Source organism: Roseomonas sp. BN140053 (assembly GCF_047690175.1).
In the GTDB taxonomy this organism is placed as follows: Bacteria; Pseudomonadota; Alphaproteobacteria; order Acetobacterales; family Acetobacteraceae; genus Roseomonas.
On the sequence record NZ_JBLLEB010000010.1, the window covers coordinates 26,867 to 48,769 of the forward strand.

The 21,903-nt window shown below is 72.8% G+C and carries 20 protein-coding genes and 2 pseudogenes; 9 read left to right on the plus strand and 13 right to left on the minus strand.

Annotation, left to right across the window (positions count from 1 at the left end; genetic code table 11):
• Window position 1 precedes the first annotated feature (1 nt).
• The 5 genes and pseudogenes from nusA (at window position 2) to rbfA (ending at window position 6,335) form a co-directional block, all read left to right on the plus strand.
• Window positions 2–1,621 (plus strand): transcription termination factor NusA, encoded by a 1,620-nt coding sequence (gene nusA, locus ACLIBK_RS11760; protein WP_415387447.1) that lies wholly within the window; start codon window positions 2–4, stop codon window positions 1,619–1,621.
• 52 nt (window positions 1,622–1,673) lie between these two features.
• The gene (locus ACLIBK_RS11765) at window positions 1,674–2,525 is read left to right on the plus strand and encodes an RNA-binding protein (protein ID WP_415387448.1); all 852 of its coding nucleotides are present in this window, start codon (window positions 1,674–1,676) and stop codon (window positions 2,523–2,525) included.
• Window positions 2,526–2,616: 91 nt separating this feature from the next.
• Window positions 2,617–2,703, plus strand: a pseudogene (locus ACLIBK_RS11770) (translation initiation factor IF-2 associated domain-containing protein); the annotation flags it as partial.
• A gap of 961 nt (window positions 2,704–3,664) precedes the next feature.
• Window positions 3,665–5,829 (plus strand): annotated as a pseudogene (infB, locus tag ACLIBK_RS11775) (translation initiation factor IF-2); the annotation flags it as partial.
• Window positions 5,830–5,906: 77 nt separating this feature from the next.
• Complete coding sequence (gene rbfA, locus ACLIBK_RS11780; RefSeq protein ID WP_415387449.1) at window positions 5,907–6,335, plus strand: 30S ribosome-binding factor RbfA; 429 nt, start codon at window positions 5,907–5,909, stop codon at window positions 6,333–6,335.
• A gap of 251 nt (window positions 6,336–6,586) precedes the next feature.
• Here rbfA and ACLIBK_RS11785 read toward each other — a convergent pair whose 3' ends face one another.
• The 3 genes from ACLIBK_RS11785 to ACLIBK_RS11795 all read right to left on the minus strand — a co-directional run bounded on the left by ACLIBK_RS11785 (window position 6,587) and on the right by ACLIBK_RS11795 (window position 8,555).
• Window positions 6,587–7,561 carry a UDP-glucuronic acid decarboxylase family protein gene (locus tag ACLIBK_RS11785; RefSeq protein ID WP_415387450.1) on the minus strand — a complete coding sequence of 325 codons (975 nt, stop codon included), beginning with the start codon at window positions 7,559–7,561 and terminating at the stop codon, window positions 6,587–6,589.
• Window positions 7,562–7,722: 161 nt separating this feature from the next.
• On the minus strand, window positions 7,723–7,947 hold the full coding sequence (locus ACLIBK_RS11790) for a hypothetical protein (RefSeq protein ID WP_415387451.1): 225 nt from the start codon (window positions 7,945–7,947) through the stop codon (window positions 7,723–7,725).
• A gap of 68 nt (window positions 7,948–8,015) precedes the next feature.
• Window positions 8,016–8,555: a TlpA family protein disulfide reductase gene (locus ACLIBK_RS11795; RefSeq protein ID WP_415387452.1), complete on the minus strand. Its 540-nt coding sequence runs from the start codon at window positions 8,553–8,555 to the stop codon at window positions 8,016–8,018.
• A 5-nt stretch (window positions 8,556–8,560) separates the two neighbouring features.
• Here ACLIBK_RS11795 and argH point away from each other — a divergent pair, with 5 nt between their 5' ends.
• Both argH and ACLIBK_RS11805 read left to right on the plus strand, forming a co-directional pair.
• A complete protein-coding gene (gene argH, locus ACLIBK_RS11800; RefSeq protein ID WP_415387453.1) occupies window positions 8,561–10,048 on the plus strand; it encodes an argininosuccinate lyase in 1,488 nt (495 codons plus the stop codon).
• Entirely contained in the window at window positions 10,045–10,173 is a 129-nt protein-coding gene (locus ACLIBK_RS11805; protein WP_415387454.1) for a hypothetical protein, read from the plus strand. Before argH ends, ACLIBK_RS11805 begins: the two co-directional genes overlap by 4 nt.
• A gap of 388 nt (window positions 10,174–10,561) precedes the next feature.
• Here the strand turns inward: ACLIBK_RS11805 and ACLIBK_RS11810 are convergent, their stop codons facing one another.
• Window positions 10,562–11,230, minus strand: coding sequence for a hypothetical protein (locus ACLIBK_RS11810; RefSeq protein ID WP_415387455.1), 669 nt, complete (start codon window positions 11,228–11,230; stop codon window positions 10,562–10,564).
• A gap of 346 nt (window positions 11,231–11,576) precedes the next feature.
• On the opposite strand from ACLIBK_RS11810, the gene ACLIBK_RS11815 reads away from it, so the two are divergent.
• Together ACLIBK_RS11815 and ACLIBK_RS11820 are read left to right on the plus strand one after the other, a co-directional pair.
• Window positions 11,577–12,425, plus strand: a complete 849-nt coding sequence (locus ACLIBK_RS11815; RefSeq protein ID WP_415387456.1) for a VacJ family lipoprotein — start codon at window positions 11,577–11,579, stop codon at window positions 12,423–12,425.
• 28 nt (window positions 12,426–12,453) lie between these two features.
• Entirely contained in the window at window positions 12,454–13,086 is a 633-nt protein-coding gene (locus ACLIBK_RS11820) for an MlaC/ttg2D family ABC transporter substrate-binding protein (protein ID WP_415387457.1), read from the plus strand.
• Between the two features lie 85 nt (window positions 13,087–13,171).
• On the opposite strand, the gene ACLIBK_RS11825 is transcribed toward ACLIBK_RS11820, so the two are convergent.
• The 9 genes from ACLIBK_RS11825 to ACLIBK_RS11865 form a co-directional block, all read right to left on the minus strand.
• Window positions 13,172–13,702, minus strand: coding sequence for a GNAT family N-acetyltransferase (locus ACLIBK_RS11825; protein ID WP_415387458.1), 531 nt, complete (start codon window positions 13,700–13,702; stop codon window positions 13,172–13,174).
• 82 nt (window positions 13,703–13,784) lie between these two features.
• A complete protein-coding gene (gene ettA, locus ACLIBK_RS11830) occupies window positions 13,785–15,464 on the minus strand; it encodes an energy-dependent translational throttle protein EttA (RefSeq protein WP_415387459.1) in 1,680 nt (559 codons plus the stop codon).
• A gap of 299 nt (window positions 15,465–15,763) precedes the next feature.
• On the minus strand, window positions 15,764–16,132 hold the full coding sequence (locus ACLIBK_RS11835; protein ID WP_415387460.1) for a restriction endonuclease: 369 nt from the start codon (window positions 16,130–16,132) through the stop codon (window positions 15,764–15,766).
• A gap of 75 nt (window positions 16,133–16,207) precedes the next feature.
• The gene (locus tag ACLIBK_RS11840) at window positions 16,208–16,678 is read right to left on the minus strand and encodes a hypothetical protein (RefSeq protein ID WP_415387461.1); all 471 of its coding nucleotides are present in this window, start codon (window positions 16,676–16,678) and stop codon (window positions 16,208–16,210) included.
• A gap of 227 nt (window positions 16,679–16,905) precedes the next feature.
• Window positions 16,906–17,574: an RraA family protein gene (locus ACLIBK_RS11845; RefSeq protein WP_415387462.1), complete on the minus strand. Its 669-nt coding sequence runs from the start codon at window positions 17,572–17,574 to the stop codon at window positions 16,906–16,908.
• A gap of 5 nt (window positions 17,575–17,579) precedes the next feature.
• The gene (locus tag ACLIBK_RS11850; protein WP_415387463.1) at window positions 17,580–18,368 is read right to left on the minus strand and encodes an ABC transporter permease; all 789 of its coding nucleotides are present in this window, start codon (window positions 18,366–18,368) and stop codon (window positions 17,580–17,582) included.
• Window positions 18,369–18,663: 295 nt separating this feature from the next.
• Window positions 18,664–19,494 carry an ABC transporter permease gene (locus ACLIBK_RS11855; protein WP_415387464.1) on the minus strand — a complete coding sequence of 277 codons (831 nt, stop codon included), beginning with the start codon at window positions 19,492–19,494 and terminating at the stop codon, window positions 18,664–18,666.
• Window positions 19,491–20,774 (minus strand): ATP-binding cassette domain-containing protein, encoded by a 1,284-nt coding sequence (locus ACLIBK_RS11860; RefSeq protein ID WP_415387465.1) that lies wholly within the window; start codon window positions 20,772–20,774, stop codon window positions 19,491–19,493. Before ACLIBK_RS11860 ends, ACLIBK_RS11855 begins: the two co-directional genes overlap by 4 nt.
• Entirely contained in the window at window positions 20,774–21,901 is a 1,128-nt protein-coding gene (locus ACLIBK_RS11865) for an extracellular solute-binding protein (protein WP_415387466.1), read from the minus strand. Before ACLIBK_RS11865 ends, ACLIBK_RS11860 begins: the two co-directional genes overlap by 1 nt.
• Window positions 21,902–21,903 lie beyond the last annotated feature (2 nt).

Sequence of the window (21,903 nt, forward strand, 5' to 3'; positions counted from 1 at the left end):
CATGGCCCTGGACGCCTCCGTCCTTCGCCCGGAACTGTTGCAGGTCGCCGACGCCGTGGCGCGCGAGAAGATGATCGAGCGCGACGAGGTGCTGGAGGCCATGGAGCAGGCCATCCAGAAGGCCGGCCGCGCCAAGTACGGCGCCGAGAAGGACATCCGCGCCACCATCGACCGCCGCAACGGCGAGGTGAAGCTGAGCCGCTGGACCGAGGTGGTGGACACCGACACGGTCGAGAACGAGGAAACGCAGATCCCGCTGCGGATCGCGCTGAAGTTCCGCCCGGGCATCTCGGCCGGCGAGTTCATCGTGGACCCGCTGCCGCCGATCGACTTCGGCCGCATCGCCGCGCAGACCGCCAAGCAGGTGATCGTGCAGCGCGTGCGCGAGGTGGAGCGCAAGAAGCAGTTCGACGAGTACAAGGACCGCGTGGGCGAGGTCATCAACGGCGTCGTCAAGCGCACCGAGTACGGCAACCTGATGGTGGATCTCGGTCGCGCCGAGGCGCTGCTGCGCCGCGACGAGACTATCCCGCGTGAAGCCTTCCGCAACGGCGACCGCGTGCGCGCCTACATTTACGACGTACGCGAGGAAGCCCGCGGGCCGCAGATCTTCCTGTCCCGCACGCATCCGGGCTTCCTGGCCAAGCTCTTCGCCCAGGAAGTGCCCGAGATCTACGACGGCATCATCGAGATCAAGGCGGTGGCCCGCGACCCCGGTTCCCGCGCCAAGATGGCGGTGATTTCCCGCGACAGCTCCATCGACCCGGTGGGCGCCTGCGTCGGCATGCGCGGCTCGCGCGTGCAAGCCGTCGTCGCCGAACTGCAGGGCGAGCGCATCGACATCATTCCCTGGGCGCAGGACCCCGCCACCTTCCTGGTGAACGCGCTGGCCCCCGCCGAGGTGAGCAAGGTGGTGCTGGACGACGAGGGCCGCCGCGTCGAGGTGGTGGTGCCGGATGACCAGCTCTCGCTCGCCATCGGCCGGCGCGGGCAGAACGTCCGCCTCGCCTCGCAGCTGACGCGCTTCGACATCGACATCCAGACGGAGGCCGAGGAGAGCGAGCGCCGGCAGGAGGACTTCCGCAAGCGCACCAGCCTCTTCGTGGAAGGGCTGGACGTGGACGACGTGATCGCCGGCCTGCTGGTGGCCGAGGGCTTCGGCACGATCGAGGAGATCGTGGACACCGCCGATGAGGAGCTGGCGGAGATCGAGGGCTTCGACGAGAGCGTGGCGCAGGAGCTGAAGCGCCGCGGCATGGCCTGGCTGGAAAGCCGCGACGCCGAGCTGGACGAGAAGCGCCGCGCCCTGGGCGTCGAGGACGCGGTGGCGGAAGCCGGCGGCTTCTCCCCGGCCCTGCTGGTGACGCTGGGCGAGAAGGGCATCAAGACGCTGGACGACCTGGGCGACCTCGCGGCCGACGAGCTGATCGAGATCCTGGGCGAAGGCGCCGTGGACGAGGAAACCGCCAACGCCATCATCATGGCGGCGCGGCAGCACTGGTTCGAGGGCGAGAACGGCGCGGAAGGCGGGGATGCGGCGAATGACGCCGATCCTGCCGCCACCGCCGGCAGCCCCGTCCCGGGTGGCGAGGAGACGAACAACGTCCCCCCCGCACCATGACCGGCGCCATGTCGCACCACTAGACGGCGGAGGTTCCGCGGCGGCGGGCAAGATGCCCGCCGCCGCGGACCGGCCCGTCGACCTGTCCGAGGCTCCGTCCGCAGCGCCGGCCGGTTCCCCTTCCCCCGCACCGGGCAAGCCCGGCCGGGCGGATCTGGGCCGGCGGCGGCGTGCCACAGGGTCGGGAAAGCCCGGCCCGGGCGGTTCGGAACGCAAGGCCCCGACGGGGCCGGGCCGTTCCGATCCGGCGGCACCGAGAACGTCCGGCGCGGCGGGATCAGGGGAACCTGACCCGGCGACACCGGGCGAGCCCGACCCGGAGGAGAAGGGTCCGCTGCGCCGCTGCGTGGCCACGCGGACCAGCCTGCCCAAGGACGGGATGCTCCGTTTCGTGCTCGGACCAGGTCGGGAACTCGTTCCCGACCTCGGCGAGCGGCTGCCCGGACGGGGAATGTGGTTGAGTGCGCGAGCCGATGTGCTAGAAGCCGCCCTCAAACGCGGTGCTTTCGCCAAGGCGGCCCGCGGGCAGGTGCAAGCCCCCCCCGACCTGAGCATGCGGATCGAGGCCGGACTGAGGCATCGCCTTCGCGACCTCGTCGGCTTTGCCCGTCGCGCCGGGCAGGCGGTGTGCGGCTTTCAGCAGGCGCGGGAATGGCTGCAGTCCGGTCGGGCCGGGCTGGTGGTGCAGGCCTCGGACGGCAGCGCGTCGGAACGCGCGCGGCTGGTCGGGTCAAAGGAGGTCCCGGTGGTCGCTGCCCTTTCGGCGGCGGAACTGGGAAGCGTTTTCGGGCGCGACCACACGGTGCACGTGGCGGTGGCGCGGGGCCGGCTGGCCCAGGAGATCGCGCGGGAGGCGGCCCGTCTGGGTGGCTTCACCAGCGCCGTGGAGAGTGTGCGTGGCTGACGAGAATTCGGGTGCAGACGGCGGGCGGATGAGCGACGGGAACGAGCAGGACGCGGCCAAGAACCGGCTGAGCCTTCGGCCCGGCGGACGGATGGAGCTCGGCAACAAGACGGTGGATGCGGGCAGCGTCCGCCAGTCCTTCAGCCATGGCCGCTCCAAGACCGTGCAGGTCGAGGTGGTGAAGAAGCGCAACCCTGCCCCCGCGGCGGCCGCGACCGGGGCCCGCCCCGCCGCCACCGGTCCCGGTGGGCGGGCGAGCGGCCCGGCGCGTCCGGGCAGCGGCGGCGCGGGTGCCCCCCGCGGCGCGGCGCCGCAGGCCGGCCGGCCGCTGACCCAGGCCGAGCTGGCCACCCGCCAGCGCGTGCTGGAAGAACAGCGCCGCGTCGAGAGCCAGCGCCAGCGCGAGGAGCGCGAGCGCCAGGCGCTGATGGTGCGCTCCGCCGCCGAGGAAGCCGCCCGCAAGGCGGAAGAGGATGCGCGCCGCGCTGCCGAGGCCGCGGAAGAAGCGGCCGAGGCCCGGCGCCGCCAGGCCGAGGAAGAGCGGCAGCGCGCCGCCGAGGCCGCGCAGCGCGCCGCCGAGCAGGCGGCCGCCCCGGCGGCAGCGCCCGAGGCGCCCGCCCCTGCCCCGCGCCCCGCCGCGCCCGAGCCGATCGCCGCGCGCGCCCCGGTTGCCCGTCCGCCGGTGCGGGAAGACGTCCGTCCGCCGCTGCGCGACGAGCGCCCGCGCGACGACCGCGACATGCGCGGCCCGCCGCCGCGTGACGGCGGCCGCGACGCCGGCGGCTACGCGCCGCGCAGCCCGGGTGCGGGCGGCGGCTACGGCGCCCGTGCGCCCGGCGGTGCCGGTGCGGGTGCCGGCTACGCGCCGCGCTCGCCCGGCGGTGCCGGCGGCGGCTACGCCCCGCGTGCGCCCGGTGGTCCCGGCGGTGCCGGTGGCGGTTACGCCGCCCGCGGCCCGGGTGGTCCCGGCGGTGCCGGTGGCGGTTACGCCGCCCGCGGCCCGGGTGGTCCCGGCGGTGCCGGTGGCGGCTACGCTGCCCGCGGCCCGGGTGGTCCCGGCGGTGCCGGTGGTGGTTATGCGGCGCGCGGCCCGGGTGGTCCCGGCGGCGCCGGTGGTGGTTATGCGGCGCGCGGCCCGGGTGGTCCCGGCGGCGCCGGTGGCGGCTACGCCGCCCGTGGTCCGGGTGGCCCCGGCGGTGCCGGCGGCGGCTTCGCCGCCCGCGGCCCCGGCGGTGCGGCCGGTGCGCCCGGAGCGCGCCTGTCCCTTCCCCCCGGCCGTCCCGGCGAGGGCGAGGACACCGAGCGCCGGCTACCGACGCGGCGGCTCGGCCCGCCCGCGACCCCGGCCACGCGTCGCCCGGTGGCGACCCCTGCCCGCAAGCCCCCCGTCGGCGCCGACAAGCGCCGCGAGGGCCGCATCGACGTGCAGGCGGCGATCGAGGGCGAGGACGACCGGTCCCGGTCCCTGGCCTCCGTCCGCCGCGCCCGTGAGCGCGAGCGGCGGCAGGCGGAGCTCGCCCGGCTGCGCTCGGACGGCGTCAAGGTGGTGCGCGACGTCACCATCCCCGACGTCATCACCGTGCAGGAACTGGCCAACCGCATGGCCGCCCGCGGCGGCGAGGTGGTGAAGGCGCTGTTCCGCATGGGCGTCATGGCGACGCTGACGCAGAGCATCGACGCCGACACCGCCGAGCTGGTGGTGCAGGAATTCGGCCACCGTCCGCGCCGCGTGTCGGAAAGCGACGTCGAGCTGGGCCTGGAAGGCGCGCTGGACGAGGAAGAGGCGCTGCTGCCGCGGCCGCCCGTGGTCACCATCATGGGCCACGTGGACCACGGCAAGACCTCGCTGCTGGATGCGCTGCGCAAGACCGACGTCGCCGCCCGCGAGGCCGGCGGCATCACGCAGCACATCGGCGCCTACCAGATCAGCACCCCCGACGGTCAGCGCGTGACGTTCATCGACACGCCCGGCCACGAGGCCTTCACCGCCATGCGCGCCCGCGGCGCCAGCGTCACCGACATGGTGGTGCTGGTGGTGGCGGCCGATGACGGCGTGATGCCCCAGACCATCGAGGCGATCCGCCACGCCCGCGCGGCGCAGGTGCCGCTGATCATCGCCGTCAACAAGATCGACAAGCCCGGGGTGAACCCCGACCGCGTGCGGCAGGAACTGCTGCAGCACGAGGTGGTGGTGGAATCCCTCGGCGGCGAGACGCAGGAGGTCGAGGTTTCGGCGCTCAAGAGCACCAACCTGGATGGGCTGCTGGAAGCGATCTTCCTGCAGGCCGAGGTGCTGGACCTGCGCGCCAACCCCGATCGCGCCGGCGAAGGCACGGTGATCGAGAGCAAGCTGGACAAAGGCCGCGGCCCGGTGGCCACCGTGCTGGTGCAGAAAGGTACGCTGCGCCAGGGCGACATCGTGGTGGCCGGCACCGAATGGGGCCGGGTGCGGGCGCTGAACAACGACCTCGCCAAGCAGGTCAAGGAAGCCGGCCCGTCGCTGCCGGTGGAGATCCTGGGCCTGAGTGGCGTGCCGTCGGCCGGCGAGAACTTCGTCGCCGTGGAGAACGAGACCCAGGCGCGCGAGGTCAGCGAGTTCCGTCAGCGCAAGGCGCGCGAGAAGCAGGCGGCTTCCGTCAGCGCCGCCCGCGGCACCCTCAACGACATGCTGGCCCGCATTCAGGCGGGCGAGCAGAAGGAGGTTGCGGTCGTCGTCAAGGCGGACGTGCAGGGTTCCGCCGAGGCGCTCGGCGTCACCCTGGCCAAGCTGAGCCGCGACGAGGTGAAGGTGCGGATGCTGCACAGCGGCGTCGGCCAGATCACCGAGAGCGACATCCAGCTGGCCAAGGCCTCCGACGCCGTGGTGGTGGCCTTCAACGTCCGCGCCACGACCCAGGCGCGGGAGCTGGCACAGCGCGACGGGGTGGAGATCCGCTACTACTCCATCATCTACGAGGTGGCCGACGACATCGAGAAGCTGGTCAAGGGCAAGCTCGCCCCGATCCAGCGCGAGAAGTTCCTGGGCTACGCGCAGATCCTGCAGGTCTTCGAGGTCAAGCGGCTGGGCAACATCGCCGGCTGCCGCGTGACCGAGGGCGTGGTGAAGCGCGGCGCCGGCGTCCGCCTGCTGCGCGACGGCGTGGTGATCCACCAGGGCACCCTGTCCACGCTGCGGCGCTTCAAGGACGACGTCCGCGAGGTCGCCAACGGTTACGAATGCGGCATGTCCTTCTCGAACTACAACGACATCCGCGTGGACGACCAGATCGAGTGCTACGAGACGGAGACCGTCGCCGCCGACTGAGGCGCGGCCTTCCCCGTTGCGAACCGGACCCCCGCGACTCATCTCGCGGGGGTTCTGCTTTTTCAGGACCCATACCCATGAGCAAGAAGCCGCCCCGCCGGGGATCGGAGGACGGGCCGACCCAGCGTCAGCTCCGCGTGGCCGAGGAAATCCGCCACGCCCTGGCCGCCGTGCTGGCGCGCGGCGACGTGCGCGACCCCGAACTGTCCGAGGCGCGCGTCACCGTGACCGAGGTGCGCGCCTCGCCCGACCTGAAGCACATGACGGTGTTCGTGTCGCGGCTGGGCCAGACGGCGGACAAGCCGCTGCTGGACGCGCTGAAGCGCTCGCAGCCCTACCTGCGCACGCAGGTGGCCAAGGCCGTGCGCCTGCGCGTGGCGCCGGAACTGCACTTCCAGGCCGACACCGCCCTGGACCACGCCATGCACATCGACGCCCTGATGCGCCGGCCGGAGGTCGCGCAGGACCTGGGCAAGCCCGCGGAGGAGAGCGAGGCCGAGGGGTAATGCTTCGGGGTTCGGGCCGCGGCCAGAGGGGCTCTGCCCCTCTGGACACCCCGCGAGGAGCTTAGGCTCCTCGACCTCATGAGTGCCTCCGGCGGGGGCGGGCCGGACGCCGTTGTCCCCCATGACTACCGTCAGCCATCCCGCCCCCGCCGGAGGCACTCAACGCGGGGTCCGGGGAGTTCGTAACTCCCCGGCGGGGGTTCAGGGGGCGGCGCCCCCTGGCCACGGCTAGAACACGAAGCGCTACCCCCTCAGACCCGCATCAGCTCACGGCTGCCCGGCTCACTCAGCAGGCGGTCGAAGTGGGCGATGGTGGAGCGCAGGCCGTCGCGCAGGGCGATGGCGGGCTTCCAGCCCAGCAGGCTCTCGGCCTTGGTGATGTCGGGGCGGCGCTGGCGGGGGTCGTCGCTGGGCAGCGGCTTGCTGATGATGGAGCCGCCGCGGCCGACCTCGGCGATCACCAGCTCGGCCAGCTCGCGGATGGTGAACTCGACGGGGTTGCCGAGGTTGATGGGGCCGGTGACGTCGGCCTCGGAGTCCATCAGCCGCACCAGCCCGTCCACCAGATCAGAGACGTAGCAGAAGGACCGCGTCTGGGAGCCGTCGCCGTAGATGGTGATGGGCTTGCCCAGCAGCGCCTGGATAATGAAGTTCGACACCACCCGCCCGTCATTGGGGTGCATGCGCGGGCCGTAGGTGTTGAAAATCCGCGCCACCTTGATCTCCAGCTGGTGCTGGCGGTGGTAGTCGAAGAACAGCGTTTCGGCGCAGCGCTTGCCCTCGTCGTAGCAGGAGCGCAGGCCGATCGGGTTGACGTGGCCCCAGTACTCCTCGCGCTGCGGGTGCATGGCGGGGTCGCCGTAGACCTCGCTGGTGGAGGCTTGCAGGATCCGCGCCTTCAGCCGCTTGGCGAGGCCCAGCATGTTGATGGCGCCGTGCACGCTGGTCTTGGTGGTCTGCACCGGGTCGTGCTGGTAGTGGATCGGCGAGGCCGGGCAGGCCAGGTTGTAGATCCGGTCGACCTCCAGATAGATCGGGAAGGTCACGTCATGCCGGATCACCTCGAAGAACGGGTTGCCGATCAGGTGCGCGATGTTGTCGCGCGTGCCGGTGAAGTAGTTGTCCAGGCACAGCACGTGTTCGCCGCGGTTCAGCAGCACCTCGCAGAGATGCGACCCCAGGAAGCCGGCCCCGCCGGTCACCAGAACGCGCTTGCGCAGATGCATTCGTTGTCGGCTCCTGGTCCGGGTCGGCGAGGCAGAGGTTCAGGCGAGCGAGGCCGAGGCCCCGGCATTGCTGCCCCGTCCTAACACGAAGCGGCGGCTGCCGCTTCCCCCGGCCGGGCAGGATGCCATTCCGGCCCGGCGCCCGCGTCCCGGTGACGGGATCAGTTCTCCCGCGGGGGCGCCGCCTCGTCCTCCTCGTCCTCGTCATCGTCGTACTGGACCTCGGCACCGCCCACCACGGCCAGGCAATCGGCGTAGGTGGACAGGATCCAGTCGCGGTCGAGGCTCGCCGCCGCCTCGCCCTGGGCCTGCATGATCAGCTGCAACAGGGCCAGCGCCACCGCCGGCTCGCTGTCGCCCTGAATCTCCACCTTCGGCTCGGTCACAGTGTTTCCCTTCTCCGCATTCGCACGAACCCGTGCATCCCCTGCAACGCGGGAAAGGGCGCGCCGGTTCAGGTGGCCGTGGGCTGCCCGGGCGCCGCAGGCTGCCCGGGCGTCGCGGGGGCAAGGATCAGGCGGCGGATGGTGGCCAGCATGTCCGGCCGGTCCCATTCGGTGGAGCCTTCCAGCCGCGCCCGCTCCTGGCCCTGGCGGTCCACCAGCACCGTGGTCGGCAGCCCGCGCAGGCCCAGGGCGCGGCCAGCGGCGCCGCGCGGGTCCAGCCAGATGCCCAGCTTGGTCAGCCGGCGCGCGGCGTAGAAGGGTTCCACCTGCGTCCGGCCGCCGCGGTCGGAGGAAAGCGGCAGCACCTTCAGCCCCTCGCCACCCAGGGCCGCCTGCAGCCGGTCCAGCGCCGGCATCTCCGCCACGCAGGGCGGGCACCAGGTGGCCCAGAAGTTCAGCAGCAGCGACTGCCCGGTGAAATCGGCCAGGCTCTTCGCGTCGCCCTCGGCGTCGGTGAAGGTGAAGGCCGGCAGCGGGCGGGGCGGCGTTTCCATCAGCCGGCCCAGGTTGGGCGACTGCGCCCGTGCTGGACGGGCCGGAAGGGCCATGCTCAATGGGGCTCCCGCCGCCAGCAGGCCCAGTGTCAGCGCGCGGCGCTCGATCCTCAGCAACGGGAAACCCTCCGTTCGTGTCCGACAAGAGCAGCAACAGCCAGTGGGGCGGCCGCTACGCCGAGGGCCCCTCGGCCGTGATGCAGGCCATCAACGCCTCCATCGGCTTCGACCGGAAGATGTGGCGCCAGGACATCCGCGGCAGCCTCGCCCATGCCGCCATGCTGGCGCATGTGGGGATCATCTCCGGCGATGACGAGGCCGCGATCCGCGCCGGGCTGGAGAGCATCGCCGGCGAGATCGAGCGCGGCGAGTTCCCCTTCTCCGAGGCGCTGGAGGACATCCACATGAACGTGGAGGCCCGCCTGACCGAGCGCATCGGCGAAGCGGGCAAGCGGCTGCACACCGGCCGTTCGCGCAATGACCAGGTGGCGCTAGACGTGCGGCTCTGGGTGCGCGACGCCATCGACGGGCTGGACGCCCAGATCGCCGACTGCATGCGCGCCCTGGTGGAACGCGCCGCCGAGCACGCCGGCACCGTGATGCCGGGCTTCACCCACCTGCAGCCGGCGCAGCCCACCACGCTGGGCCACCACCTGCTGGCCTATACCGAGATGCTGTCGCGCGACCGCGGCCGGCTGCGCGACGCCCGCGTCCGGATGAACGAGAGCCCGCTGGGCGCCGCGGCCCTGTGCGGCACTGGCTTCCCCATCGACCGGCACATGACCGCGGCAGCCCTGGGCTTCGACGGCCCGACCCGCAACAGCCTCGACAGCGTCGCCTCGCGCGACTACGCGATCGAGTTCCTCGCCGCCTGCGCCATCTGCGCCACGCACCTGTCGCGGCTGGCCGAGGAGCTGGTGATCTGGACCAGCCCCTATTTCGGCTTCGTGCGGCTGTCGGATGCCTACACCACCGGCTCCTCCATCATGCCGCAGAAGCGCAACCCGGACGCGGCGGAGCTGGTGCGGGCCAAGACCGGCCGCATCGCCGGCGCGCTGGTGGGGCTGCTGACCGTGATGAAGGGCCTGCCGCTGACCTACGGCAAGGACATGCAGGAGGACAAGGAAGGCCTGTTCGACGCCGCCGCCTCCCTGTCGCTCGCCCTGGCGGCCACCGCCGGCATGGTGCGCGACCTGCAGCCCGACGTGGCGCGGCTGCGCGAAGCGGCAGGGGCCGGCTTCTCCACCGCCACCGACCTGGCGGACTGGCTGGTGCGCGAGCTGAAGCTGCCCTTCCGCGACGCCCACCACGTCACCGGCAAGCTGGTCGCCGCCGCCGAGCGCCGCGGCCTGGACCTGTCCGGCCTGAGCCTGGAGGAGTTGCGCGCCGAGGAGCCGCGCATCCACGATGGCGTTTACGGCGTCCTGTCGGTGGAAGCCTCCGTCGCTTCCCGCACCTCCTTCGGCGGCACGGCCCCGGCCAACGTGGCCGAAGCGGCGGCGCTCTGGACCGAGCAACTGCGCGACACGGGGGAGAACCCGGCATGACCCGCACCCTGCTGCTGTTCCTGGCTGCCGGTCTGCTACTGGCCGCCTGCGGCCGCCCCGGCCCGATCCGCGCCCCCGGCCCGCAGGATCAGATCACCTATCCCCGGACCTACCCGTCCAGCTGACGACCGGCCGCCCGCGGCAGCCCCGCGCAGAGGCCGCCATCCTCGGTCCGCCTCGGAAGGGTTGTCGGTCCGGGTGAGGCTGGTGGCGCTTCGGTGTTCGGGCCGTGGCCAAGGGGGCTCTGCCCCCTTGGAGCCCCCGCCAGGAGCTTAGGCTCCTGGACCTCATGAGTGCCTGCGGCGGGGGCGGGTTGGCCGACGGTGCCCGCCATGACCAACGTCGGACATCCCGCCCCCGCCGGAGGCACTCAACGTGGGGCCCGGGGAGTTTAAACTCCCCGGCGGGGTCCAGGGGCAGCGCCCCTGGCCAACGCCAGCAAACCCAGGCGCAACCGCATCCACCAGACCAACAGCCCTCCCAACGCCGGCCCGGTGATCGCGACCTTTCGCGTCAGGCGCCTGGGCGGGCGGGAGGTGCGGTGCCCTCGGCCAGCCAGCGGTCCAGCACGCCCGGCTCCAGACTGCGCGTGAGGTTCTGCCGCGCCCGTGCTTCCCAGTCCGGCGGGGTGGCGGGGTGCTGGAACAGGCGGGGGTGCTGCAGCACGCCGCGCAGAAAGGCGGCCCGCCCTGCGGCGAAACCGGCATCGGTGACGCCGGGGTATTCCCGGCGCAGCGCCAGCGTGTCGGCCCGGTAGCCGTCCCAGCTCCCGGCCAAGCCGGACAGGTCGAGGTCGCACAGCGCCGCCGCCAGGGCGGAGCCGGCGGGTGAGAAATGGTCGGCGGTGGCCAGGATGGCGGCCGCCACGGCGTCCACTTGGTCCGGCGGCAGTCGCAACGGGCCCGCCGCGGCGCGGAACCAGGCGGCCGAGGCGGCCTCGTCCGCTCCGCGCGCGGTGGCGGGGTTGAGCACGAAGTCGTGGAAGGCGATGGCCAGGGCCATGGCGTCCCGGTCCACCGCCCAGCCGCCGGCCTCGAAGAGCTGCCACAGGCGGGCGAGGTGGGAAGGGCCGTGGTAATGGCAGCGCGGCTCGCGCCCGACGGCCTCCGCCACCCAGCGCCCGGCTTCCCCGGGCAGGTGGTGCAGCAGCGCCGACAGGGCAGGTTCCGGCGAAGGGGACATCGGCTTCTCCAGGTCGGGCACGGCGGCGGTCGCGGGCCAGAGGGTAGCCCCGGGAACGGACCCCAGGGATGGTTCTGCAGATGGGCCCCCAGGGAGCGTTCCAGGGAGTGGCCCCGGATGGCCCGGACCTGGCCCAGGGAAGCTGGCCCGCGGCGGTGGGGCAGAGATGCCGGCCGCGGGTGGAACACGGCCAGGCGCCTGCGCTCCGCGATCACGCCGCGGCATGGCAGCACGGCTCGCCGCAGGACGCTATGTCGCTGTTCACGGCTTCGGTCTAGAGATGGCGGTTCAACCGTTCGGCCGCCCTCCCCCGGGGGCGGTTCCGCCGAGGAGCCACGACCCCGAGATGCGTTCCCTTCGCCTCCTCGTTCTCTGCCTCGCCCTGGGCGCCTCGGCCTGCGCCACCCGCCCCGACCCGTCCGACCCCGACGCGGTGGCGGAGTTCGAGCAGAACAACGACCCGCTGGAGCCGACCAACCGCGCCCTGTTCTCCGTGCACCAGACGATCGACAGGGCGGTGCTGCGCCCGGCCGCCGTGGCCTATCGCGCCGTGGTGCCGCCGCCGGTGCGCACGGGCATCCGCAACGTGCTGGGCAACCTGCGCGCGCCGGTGATCTTCCTCAACGACGCGCTGCAGGGGAACCCGGAACGCGCCCGCGACACGCTGGCGCGCTTCATGCTCAACAGCACCGTGGGCCTGGGCGGCATCTTCGACGTTGCCGCCGCCATGGGCCTGCCCGGCCACACCGAGGATTTCGGCCAAACGCTGGCGGCCGCCGGGCTGGGCGAGGGTCCCTACCTGTTCATCCCGCTGCTCGGGCCCAGCAACCCGCGCGACCTAGTGGGCACGGGCGTCGACATCGTTTCCAACCCCTTCACCTACCTAACCTTCGGCAGCGACGGCTTGAACAACGCCTACGACTACGGCGTGCCCGTGGCGCGCGGCCTAGACCTGCGCGAGGGCGTGATCGAGACGCTGGATGCCGTGAACAGCACCAGCCTCGACCCCTACGCCACCATCCGCTCCGGCTACCGTCAGCAGCGCAACCGCGAAATCCGCAACGCCGAAAGGGTGCCGACGCCGGGGGCTTCGCCCGCCTCCTCCAGCACCGGGCTCGGGGTCGGCTCGCCCGACAGCGGTTCCGCCGCCGGGGCCGGCACCGGCGGGGGAACCGCGCCTGCGCCGGCGCGTTGACCCCCGAGCGCATACGAACAGGACCAGCATGACCACGTCGCGACGCACCCTGCTGACCGCCAGCCTGACACTTCCCGCCCTGCTGGCGATCCGCCACCCGGCCCTGGCCCAGGTGGATACGGGGCAGGCGGCGTCCTTTATCCAGTCCACCGGCCAGGAGCTGGTGGCGGCCATCAACGGCAACGCCCCGGTGGCGCAGCGGCGGCAGCAGGTGGCCGGCATCCTGCGCCGTGCGGTGGATGTGGACGGGGTCGGCCGCTTCATCCTCGGGCGCTGGTGGAACCAGGCCAGCCCAGCCGAGCAGGGGCAGTACCGCCAGCTGTTCGAGGAGACCCTGATCCGCAACCTGTCCGCCCGCTTCGGCGAGTACCAGGGCGTGCGCTTCTCTCTCGGCCGCACCCAGCAGCGGAGCGAGGAGGATGTGCTGGTCAACACGGTGGTGGAGCGTCCCGGCAACCCCGCTTTCGGGCTGGACTGGCGGGTGGGCCAGGTGAACGGCCAGCTGCGCATCGTGGACGTGATCGCGGAGGGCGCCTCGCTACGGCTGACGCAGCGGAGCGAGTATTCTTCCGTGATCAGCCGCAACGGTGGCCGGGTCTCGGCCCTGCTGGACGCCATGCGCAACCAGATCGCTCAGCTGGCGGCCCGCGAAGGGCGCTGAGCCGCCCGCCGCCTCCGGCATCCACGTGAGGCCGGGGTCTTACGCGACTGCGGGCAGGGCTTGAGCGTCTGGGCCTAGCCCCCGGTCAGGCGCCGCGGCGGCTCTCGAAAGTCAGCATGCGGTGGCCCTGGTAGGTGAACTCCCCGCAGGGCGTCATGCCGAGGTCGGTCAGCACGGCGCGGGAAGCGGCGTTGCTGTCGCGGGCCACGGCGATGATGCGGGGCAGGCCCGCCGTGTGGCCGAATTCCAGGGCGGCGCGGGCCGCTTCCCGGGCGTAGCCCTTGCCGCGGCATTCCGGCCAGAGGGCGAAGCGCAACGCCACGCCGCGGCCGTCGGGGCGCTCCATCAACCCAGCGAGGCCCAGGAAGTTCCCGGTTTCCCGCTCGAAGACGCTCCAGGTGCCGTAGCCGCGCACCAGCCAGAACTCGATGTCGTCCTCCAGCTCCTCGCGCGTGCGCTCGGGCGTGCGGACGCCGTGCAGCATCAGGCCGAAGGCCTGCTCGTCACCTTTCAGCCGAATCAGCTCGGGCAGGTGATCCCGGCTGGGCGGCCGCAGCGAGAGCCGCGCGGTGGTGATCCCGCGCGGCGCCGAAACGAGGTGGCCACGCTCGATCACCGCAGGCCCACCCGGAACCAACTCCCGAAAGAAGATGGGGGCTCGGGGGAATTCCTTCCCCCGACCTTCCCCTCCCCCGGGATCACCGGGTCAGCGGCCGGTACTTGAGCCGGTGCGGCTCGTCCGCCGCCGCTCCCATGCGTCGCTTCTTGTCGGCCTCGTAGGCCTGGTAGTTGCCCTCGAACCACTCGACGTGGCTGTCGCCCTCGAAGGCCAGGATGTGCGTGGCCAGCCGGTCCAGGAACCAGCGGTCGTGCGAGATGATCACGGCGCAGCCCGCGAAGTCGGCCAGGGCTTCTTCCAGGGCGCGCAGCGTGTCCACGTCCAGGTCGTTGGTGGGCTCGTCCAGCAGCAGCACGTTGTGCGGCGTCTTGAGCATCTTGGCGAGGTGGACGCGGTTCCGCTCACCACCCGACAGCACGCCCACCGGCTTCTGCTGGTCGCCGCCCTTGAAGTTGAAGGCGGCGCAATAGGCGCGCGAGGGCACCGCGCGCTTGCCCATGGTGATCAGGTCCATGCCGTCGGAGATTTCCTGCCAGACGGTCTTCTTGTCATCCAGGCTGTCGCGGCTCTGGTCGACGTAGCCCAGTTCGACGCTGTCGCCGACGCGCAGCGTGCCGCTGTCGGGCTGCTCGGAGCCGGTGATCATGCGGAACAGCGTGGTCTTGCCGGCGCCGTTGGGGCCGATCACGCCGACGATGCCGCCGGGCGGCAGCTTGAAGGACAAGTCGTCGATCAGCAGGCGGTTGCCGTAGCCCTTGCGGACCTGCTCGGCCACGATGACCGTGTTGCCCAGGCGCGGAGCCGGCGGGATCTGGATCTCGGTCGGGTCCGGGGCGCGGTCCTGCGACTTGAGCAGCAGCTCCTCATAGGCCTGGATGCGGGCCTTGCTCTTGGCCTGGCGCGCGGCCGGCGAGCGGCCGATCCATTCCTGCTCCTCGGCCAGCTGGCGCTGCCGGGTGCTCTCCTCCTTTTCCTCCTGCTTCAGGCGCTTGCGCTTCTGGTCGAGGTAGGCGGAGTAGTTGCCCTGGTAGGGGATGCCCCGGCCGCGGTCGATCTCCAGGATCCAGTTGGTGACGTTGTCCAGGAAGTAGCGGTCGTGGGTGACGATCAGCACCGCGCCCTCATAGTCGCGCAGCGTCTTTTCCAGCCAGGACACGCTCTCGGCGTCGAGGTGGTTGGTGGGCTCGTCGAGCAGCAGCATCTCGGGCTTCTCGAGCAGCAGCTTGCACAGCGCCACGCGCCGGCGCTCGCCGCCCGAGAGCTTGGTGACCGGGCTGTCGAAGGGCGGGCAGCGCAGGGCGTCGAGGGCGATCTCGACGGTGCGGTCGATCTCCCAGCCATTGGCGGCGTCGATGCGCTCCTGCAGCTCCGCCTGTTCGGCGAGCAGGGTGTTCATCTGGTCGTCGTCCATCGGCTCGGCGAAGGCGTTGGAGATCTCGTTGAAGCGGGCGAGATCGGCCTGCACCGCGGCGAAGGCTTCCATGACGTTCTCGCCCACCGTCTTGGTCGGGTCGAGATGCGGTTCCTGGCTGAGGTAGCCGACGCGCACGCCCTCCGCGGCCCAGGCCTCGCCGCCGTATTCCTTGTCCTGGCCCGCCATGATGCGCATCAGCGTGGACTTGCCGGCGCCGTTGGGGCCGAGCACGCCGATCTTCACGTCCGGCAGGAAGCTCAGGGTGATGCCTTTGAAGACCTCGCGGCCACCCTGGTAGGACTTGGTGAGGTCCTTCATCACGTAGGCATACTGGTAAGCGGGCATGGGGCGGTCTCTTCGGCAAAACGGGGGGAGCGTCGAGGCCGGTTCTACCGGCCGGGGGATGGGGCGTCGAGCATGGCGCGGTTTCCGGCCCGGTGCGCTGATGCGGCCGGGCGTTCATTCCGGTGCTGCGGGGTAAGAAAGCCGGGGGAAGGTATTCCCCCGGACCCCCCTCTATTTTCGGGAGTTTTCGGGTGCGCCTGTGGAGCCGGGCACACCCGAAAACTCCCGAAAGAAGGAGGGGGACCGGGGGAGTTCACTCCCCCGGCCTTCCTGATCCGAGGCTGAAACATTTGCGCCGGTCAGCGCCACTTGCCCGTGCGGGACTTGGCGGCGCGGGTCGGCGCGTGAAAGCCGGGCGGCTTGCTGCCGACCCAGTGCAGGAAGCCCGCGAGTTCCGGCGCCGCGCGCAGCGCCTCCGGCTCGGCCAGGTGCCGGGCCAGCTCGGCTTCCGTGAAGCGAGCGTGGATGGCGCTGTGGCAGAGCTGGTGCAGCCGCACCGTGCCCAGATGCGTGCCGCCCTTGAGGCGGGGCGTCAGGTGGTGGCGGCTGGAACGCGCTTCCGCCGGAATGGGGCGGCGGCACAGCACGCAGATCTCGTCGGCGGGGGGCGGTAGGGGGTCGGCCCGCCGCTCGTCGCGGGCCGCGCGCCGTTGATGGCGTCGGGACACGCCCGGAATATGAGAAGCCGCCCCGCCGGGGAGAAGGGGCGGGAACGCGCGACGCGCACCCCCGCCGGCCCTGGCTCAGCGCCCGTTGGTGGCGCGGTCCACGGCCCGGCCCACCGCCGTGCCGGGCGGGTTGGCGGCGGTGCCGTCGGACTGCGACGGGTAGGCGCCGGAAGTGTTGGTGCCGGCCGCCCGGTCCACCGCCCGTTCCGCCGCGGTGCCCGGCGGGTTGCGGGTGCCGGCGGTGCCCGTCGTGGTGCGCCGCTGGGTCGCCGTAGTGTTGCGGTGGGTCGTCGTGGCGCGGCGGGTGCTGCTGGTCGCGCGGTCGGCGGCGCGACCCGCGGCGGTGCCGGGCGGGTTGGCGCGGGTGCCGTCGGACTGCGACGGGTAGGCGCCGGAAGTGTTGGTGCCGGCGGCGCGGTCCACGGCGCGGCCCACCGCCGTGCCGGGCGGGTTGCCGGGGGTGCCGTCGGCCTGGGCCCAGGCAGGGGCGGAAGCGGACAGCAGCGCCGCGGCGGCGAGGCCGAACAGAGAATGGCGGATCAGCATGACAGGTTCAGCCCTCCAGGTCCGGCACGGATCGGCCGGTCTCGGAAAGGCAACCGAGGAGTTGCCCTCAGGGTTTCGTGAAGCCCACGACAGATTCCGCTCGGCCTAGACGACGGAAGCGTGCGGGCGCACGCCCATCCGCGCCGGCCCACCGGGCCGCGGCCGGGATCGGCCGGCGCAGCCCAGCCCCGTCGGCCCGAGCAGCCCGTGCCGGCCGGGTGGCCGGCTCAGCCCAGCCCGGCCAGCACCTTGGCCGTGGCGCCGCTGATGTCGCCCAGCTTCTCGCCGGCCGCCACCCGGGCCTGGGTGCGCAACCCGCGCTCCTGCCGGGCGATGGCCTCGCGCGCCTCGGCCTCGGCCTCCTCCGGCGGCAGCACCAGCACGCCGGAATCGTCGCACAGCACCGCGTCGCCCGGCGTTACCACCACGCCGCCGATCGCCACGGGGACGTTGATCCGCCCGCCCAGGTCGTAGCCGCGGGTGGTGATCGGCGCCATGCCGCGGCACCACAGCGGGAAGTCGGAGGCCTCGACCTCCTCCTCATCCGTGCAGGGCCCGTCTACCACCCCCGCCACCGCGCCGGCCGCCTTGGCCGCCACCGTGACGCCGCCGCCCCAGCAGGCGTGGCGGTCGTCGCCCAGCCGGTCCACTACCAGCACGTCGCCGGGACGCAGCAGCCCCAGCGCGTGGTGCAGCAGGGTGGAATCCGGCCCGGTGATCTGCACCGTCACCGCGGTGCCGGCGACACGGCGGCGCTTCAGCACCGGCTGCACGCGGCGGTCCACGAAGCCCCAGTGGCGCCAATGGCCGACGGTGGCCGTCTCGGTCTGCTGCAGCAGCGCGATGACCTCGGCGCTGATCTGTGGCGCCATGGGTCCGACGACGTATTTGGGCATCTTTCTCACTCTCTCCCGAGGGCACGCTGGAACCCGACCAGCCGCTCCACCAGCAGCACCACGGCCAGGGCCACGGCGATCAACGACACCGCCAGCGCTGCCACCATCGGGTCGGAGCGGCTCTCGGCGTAGCGAAACATTTCCACCGGCAGGGTGTTCAGCCGCGGCCCGACCACGAACAGGCTGATCACCGTCTCGTCGAAGGAGACCAGGAAGGCCAGCGCCGCGGCCGCGATCGCCCCAGGGGCGGCGATCGGCAGGGTCACCCGCAGCGCCGCCCGCCAGCGCGTGGCGCCCAGCGTCCAGGCGGCCTGCTCCAGCTCCTCCGGCACCGCCGAGAAGGCGGTCACCATGATCCGCACCGCGAAGGGGATGGCCACCAGGGAATGCGCCAGCACCAGCCCGGGCCAGGTCGCCACCAGCCGCAGCGGCTGGAAGGCCAGCAGCAGCGCCACGCCCAGCACCAGCGTCGGCAGCAGCAGCGGCGCCGCCAGTACCGTGGCCACCACGCCCCGCCCGGGAAAGCGCAGCCGCGCGATGGCGTAGGCCGCCGGCCCTCCCACGGCCAGCGCCAGCGCCGCCACCAGCGCCGCCAGCACCAGGCTGTGCTGCAGGGCCAGCATCAGCTGCCCGTTGCCCAGCAGCGCCTCGTACCAGCGCAAGGACAGGCCCGGCGGCGGAAAGGTCAGGTACTGCCCCGCGCTGAACGACACCACGAACACCACCACCGCCGGCGCCAGCAGCATCCCGTAACCGGCCAGCGCGCAGGCTCGCAGAATCAGGCCGGGCTTCATGGGCGTGGCTCCGTCGGCGTCGGGTTGTTGCGCTGCCCGGCCCGCAAGGGGCTCTGCCCCCTGCACCCCCGCCGGGGACCTCGTAGGTCCCCGGACCCCGCCGTGAGTTGGCGCTGGCGGACAGGGGTGCACCTGCGACGGCGTAGCCGCGTCGCAGGTGCACCCCTGTCCGCCAGCGCCGTACTTTTACGAACGGAAGGTCCAGGAAACTCAGTTTCCTGGCGGGGGGTGCAGGGGGGCAGAGCCCTCCCTGCGGGCCACGGGCGCAACACCTCCACGCGCAACGCGACCACCCTCATGCCGCCCGGCCCCATCCGGCGATGCGGCGCAGGGCCAGGGTGGCCAGCAGGGCGGCGAGGAGCAGCATGGCCAGGGCGGCGGCGGCGGGCCAGTCCACGGTTTGCAGGGCCTGGTCGTAGATCTCGGTGGCGATCGTGAAGACGCGGCCGCCGCCCATCAGGCGGGGCGTCACGAAGGAGGACACGCCGAGCACGAGGCAGAGCAGGAAGGCGGCGCCCAGGGCGGGGGCGGCCAGCGGCAGGGTGACGCGCAGGAAGGTGCGGGCACGGGTCGCGCCCAGCGTGGCAGCGGCCTCGTCCAGCCGGGGGTCGAGGCGGCCGAGGCCGGCGATCAGCACCAGCACGGCGTAGGGCATCAGGCTCTCGATCAGGCCGATGCGCACGCCGGTCCAGTTGTTGATCAGCGGCACGGGGGCTTCCGTCAGGCCGAGGGCTTGCAGCGCCACGTTGATCATCCCGAGGTCGCCCAGGATGGCGCGCCAGCCCACCACCCGCGCCGTGCCGGACACCAGCAGCGGCGAGATCGCCAGCAGCGCCAGCATCGGCCGCCAGCGGGGGGCCGCAGTGCGGATCAGCAGCGTCACCGGCAGGGCCAGCGCCACGGCCAGGGCGCTGCTGCTGGCGGCCAGCAGGGCGGTGTCGCGCGCCAGCTGCCAGGTGAAGCCGTCGCCGGCTACCCGCGCGTAGGTGTCCAAGGTCAGCGCCGCCTCCATCGCGCCGGTCTCGGCGGTGCGGTTCAGGCTGACGCGGAACAGCAGCGCCATCGGGTACAGGAAGGCCAGCGCCATCACCGCCAGGGCCGGGGCGGCCAGCAGCCAGCCGGTCATGCCGGGAACACCCGCAGGTCGGCGGGGCGGAACAGCAGCCGCGCGGCGTCGCCGGGGCGCAGGGCGGCGGCGATGGCATGGGCGGGCAGTTCGGCCAGCACGGGGCCGGCGGGGGTTTCGGTCTCGATCGAGACCACCTCCCCGGTGTAGGTGCGGCGCAGGACGCGGCCCTCCAGCGCCTGCATCCCCGCTTCCGGGCTGGCCGGACCCAGGGACTGCCAGAGCCCCTGCGGCCCCCAGCCCTGCGCCATGCCGCCCGGCAGGACCTGTCCCCGGACGTGCTGGCGCGACGGGGCTCCTCCGGACGCGTCCGGCCACGCGGAAGCCTGTCCTGGAACGGCCTGTCCCGCGGGATCTCGTCGCGCGGAAGCCAGCCCTGGCGAGGCCCCGGCCGCAGCCGGTCCCGTCCCGTCCCCTACCCCGCCCGGAACCGGCAGGACCTGCACACGGTGCGGGCGCAGAAAGGCCTCCGCCGCGCCCGCCGGCGTGTCTGGCGGCACCGGCAGGGCGAGGCCTCCCACGCGGAACACGCCGCCCGGCTCCACCGTTCCGGCGAAGCGCGTGGCACGGCCCACGAAGGTGGCAACGAAGGGCGTGGCGGGGCGCTCGAACACCTCCTCCGGCGCCGCGATCTGCTCGATGCGGCCGCGGTTCATCACCGCCACCAGGTCGGCCATGGCCAGCGCCTCGGTCTGGTCGTGGGTGACGAACACCGCGGTGGTGCCGAGCTTCTGCTGCAGGGCGCGGATTTCGTCGCGCACGCCCTCGCGCAGCTTGGCGTCCAGGGCGGAGAGCGGCTCGTCCAGCAGCAGCAGGTCGGGGCGGATGGCCAGCGCCCGGGCCAGCGCCACGCGCTGCTGCTGCCCGCCGGACAGGGCGCGCGGCTTGCGCTCGGCGTAGCCGCCCAGCCCCACCATCTCCAGCGCCTCGCGCGCCCGCGCCTGCCGCTCGGCGCGTCCGACGCCGCGCATTTCCAGCCCGAAGGCGGCGTTGCCCAGCGCCGTCATGTGCGGGAACAGCGCGTAGGACTGGAACACCACCCCCATGTTGCGCCGGTGCGGCGGCAGGGCGGACACGTCGCGCCCGGCCACCAGCACGCGGCCGGCATCGGGGCGTTCTAGCCCGGCGATGATCCGCAGCGTGGTGGTCTTGCCGCAGCCCGAAGGCCCCAGCAGCGCCAGCAGCGCGCCCTGCGGCAGTTCCAGCGACACGCCGTCCACCGCGGGCGCGCCGCTGCCGAAGCGGCGCTCCAGCCGCTCCAGCGTCAGGTGTGCCGGCATCAGCGCCCGGCGGCCGGGATCACCTCGCGCCGCCAGCGCTGGTTCCAGCCGTCGCGCAGCCGCACCGCCTCCACCCAGTCGATCGGCAGCACGCGCGAGCGGTATTCCGGCGCCAGGGCGGTGCGGCCGATGGCAGCGGCGCTGCCTTGCGCCCGGGTATTCACGGGGCCGTAGAACATGCGGTCGGTGAAGGCGGCCTGGGCTTCGGCCGACAGGGCGTGGTTCACGTAGGCCAGGGCCTGGGCGCGGTTCTTGGCGCCGGTGACGATGTTGATCGTGTTGATCTGGAAGGCCGTGCCTTCCTCCGGCAGCGCCACGCCGAGGCGGCCGCCCGATTGGTCGCGGTACAGCTGGGCGCGGGCGTTCCAGCCGGTGGCGGCGCGCACCTGCTCGCTCAGCACCATGCTGTAGCCGTCCGGGCTGGGCTCGAAGGTCTGCACGTTGGGGGCGATGCGGGTCAGCAGCGGCAGGGCGGCACCGATGTTCTTCCAGTCGCCGCCATTGCTGTGCGCCAGGATCGCGGTCAGCGCCAGCGCCTGGATGTTGGGCAGGGTGCTGAGCGCCACGCGGCCCTTGAGGTCCGGCCGCGCCAGGTCCGCCCAGCGGGTCGGCGCCGGCGTCACCGCCCGGCTGTCGTAGACCAGCGCGAGGTGGTCGTAGGTCACCGCCGGGCCGCAGCCGTTGCCGGCAGCGCGGGCCTGGTCGTCCAGCTCGGCCCAGGGGGCGATCTCGGCGGGGTTCACCCGCTCCACCAGCCCTTCGGCGCAGGCGGCGGCAGCCGTCGTGGCGTCCATGATCACCACGTCCACCTGCGGGTCGGCCTTCTGCGCCCGCAGGCTGCCCAGCATGGCGGCGGAGCCGCCCAGGCCGGTGTCCACGTAGTTCACCGCCGTGCCGGTGCGCTGGGTGAAGGGCGCCACCACCACGGGGGTGTAGTTGTCGCGGAAGATGCCGGAATAGGTCAGCAGCGTCATGCTGCCGCCCGCGGGCGCGGCGGGCTGGGCCAGAATGGCGGCAGGCCCGAACAGGCAGAGCGCGGCGGCGAGGATGGGCAGGCGCATGGTGTCGAGAACTCCCGGCATCAGGTTCGGCGCGGCCCGCCCGCGCATCGCGAACAGGCCGTGCAAGC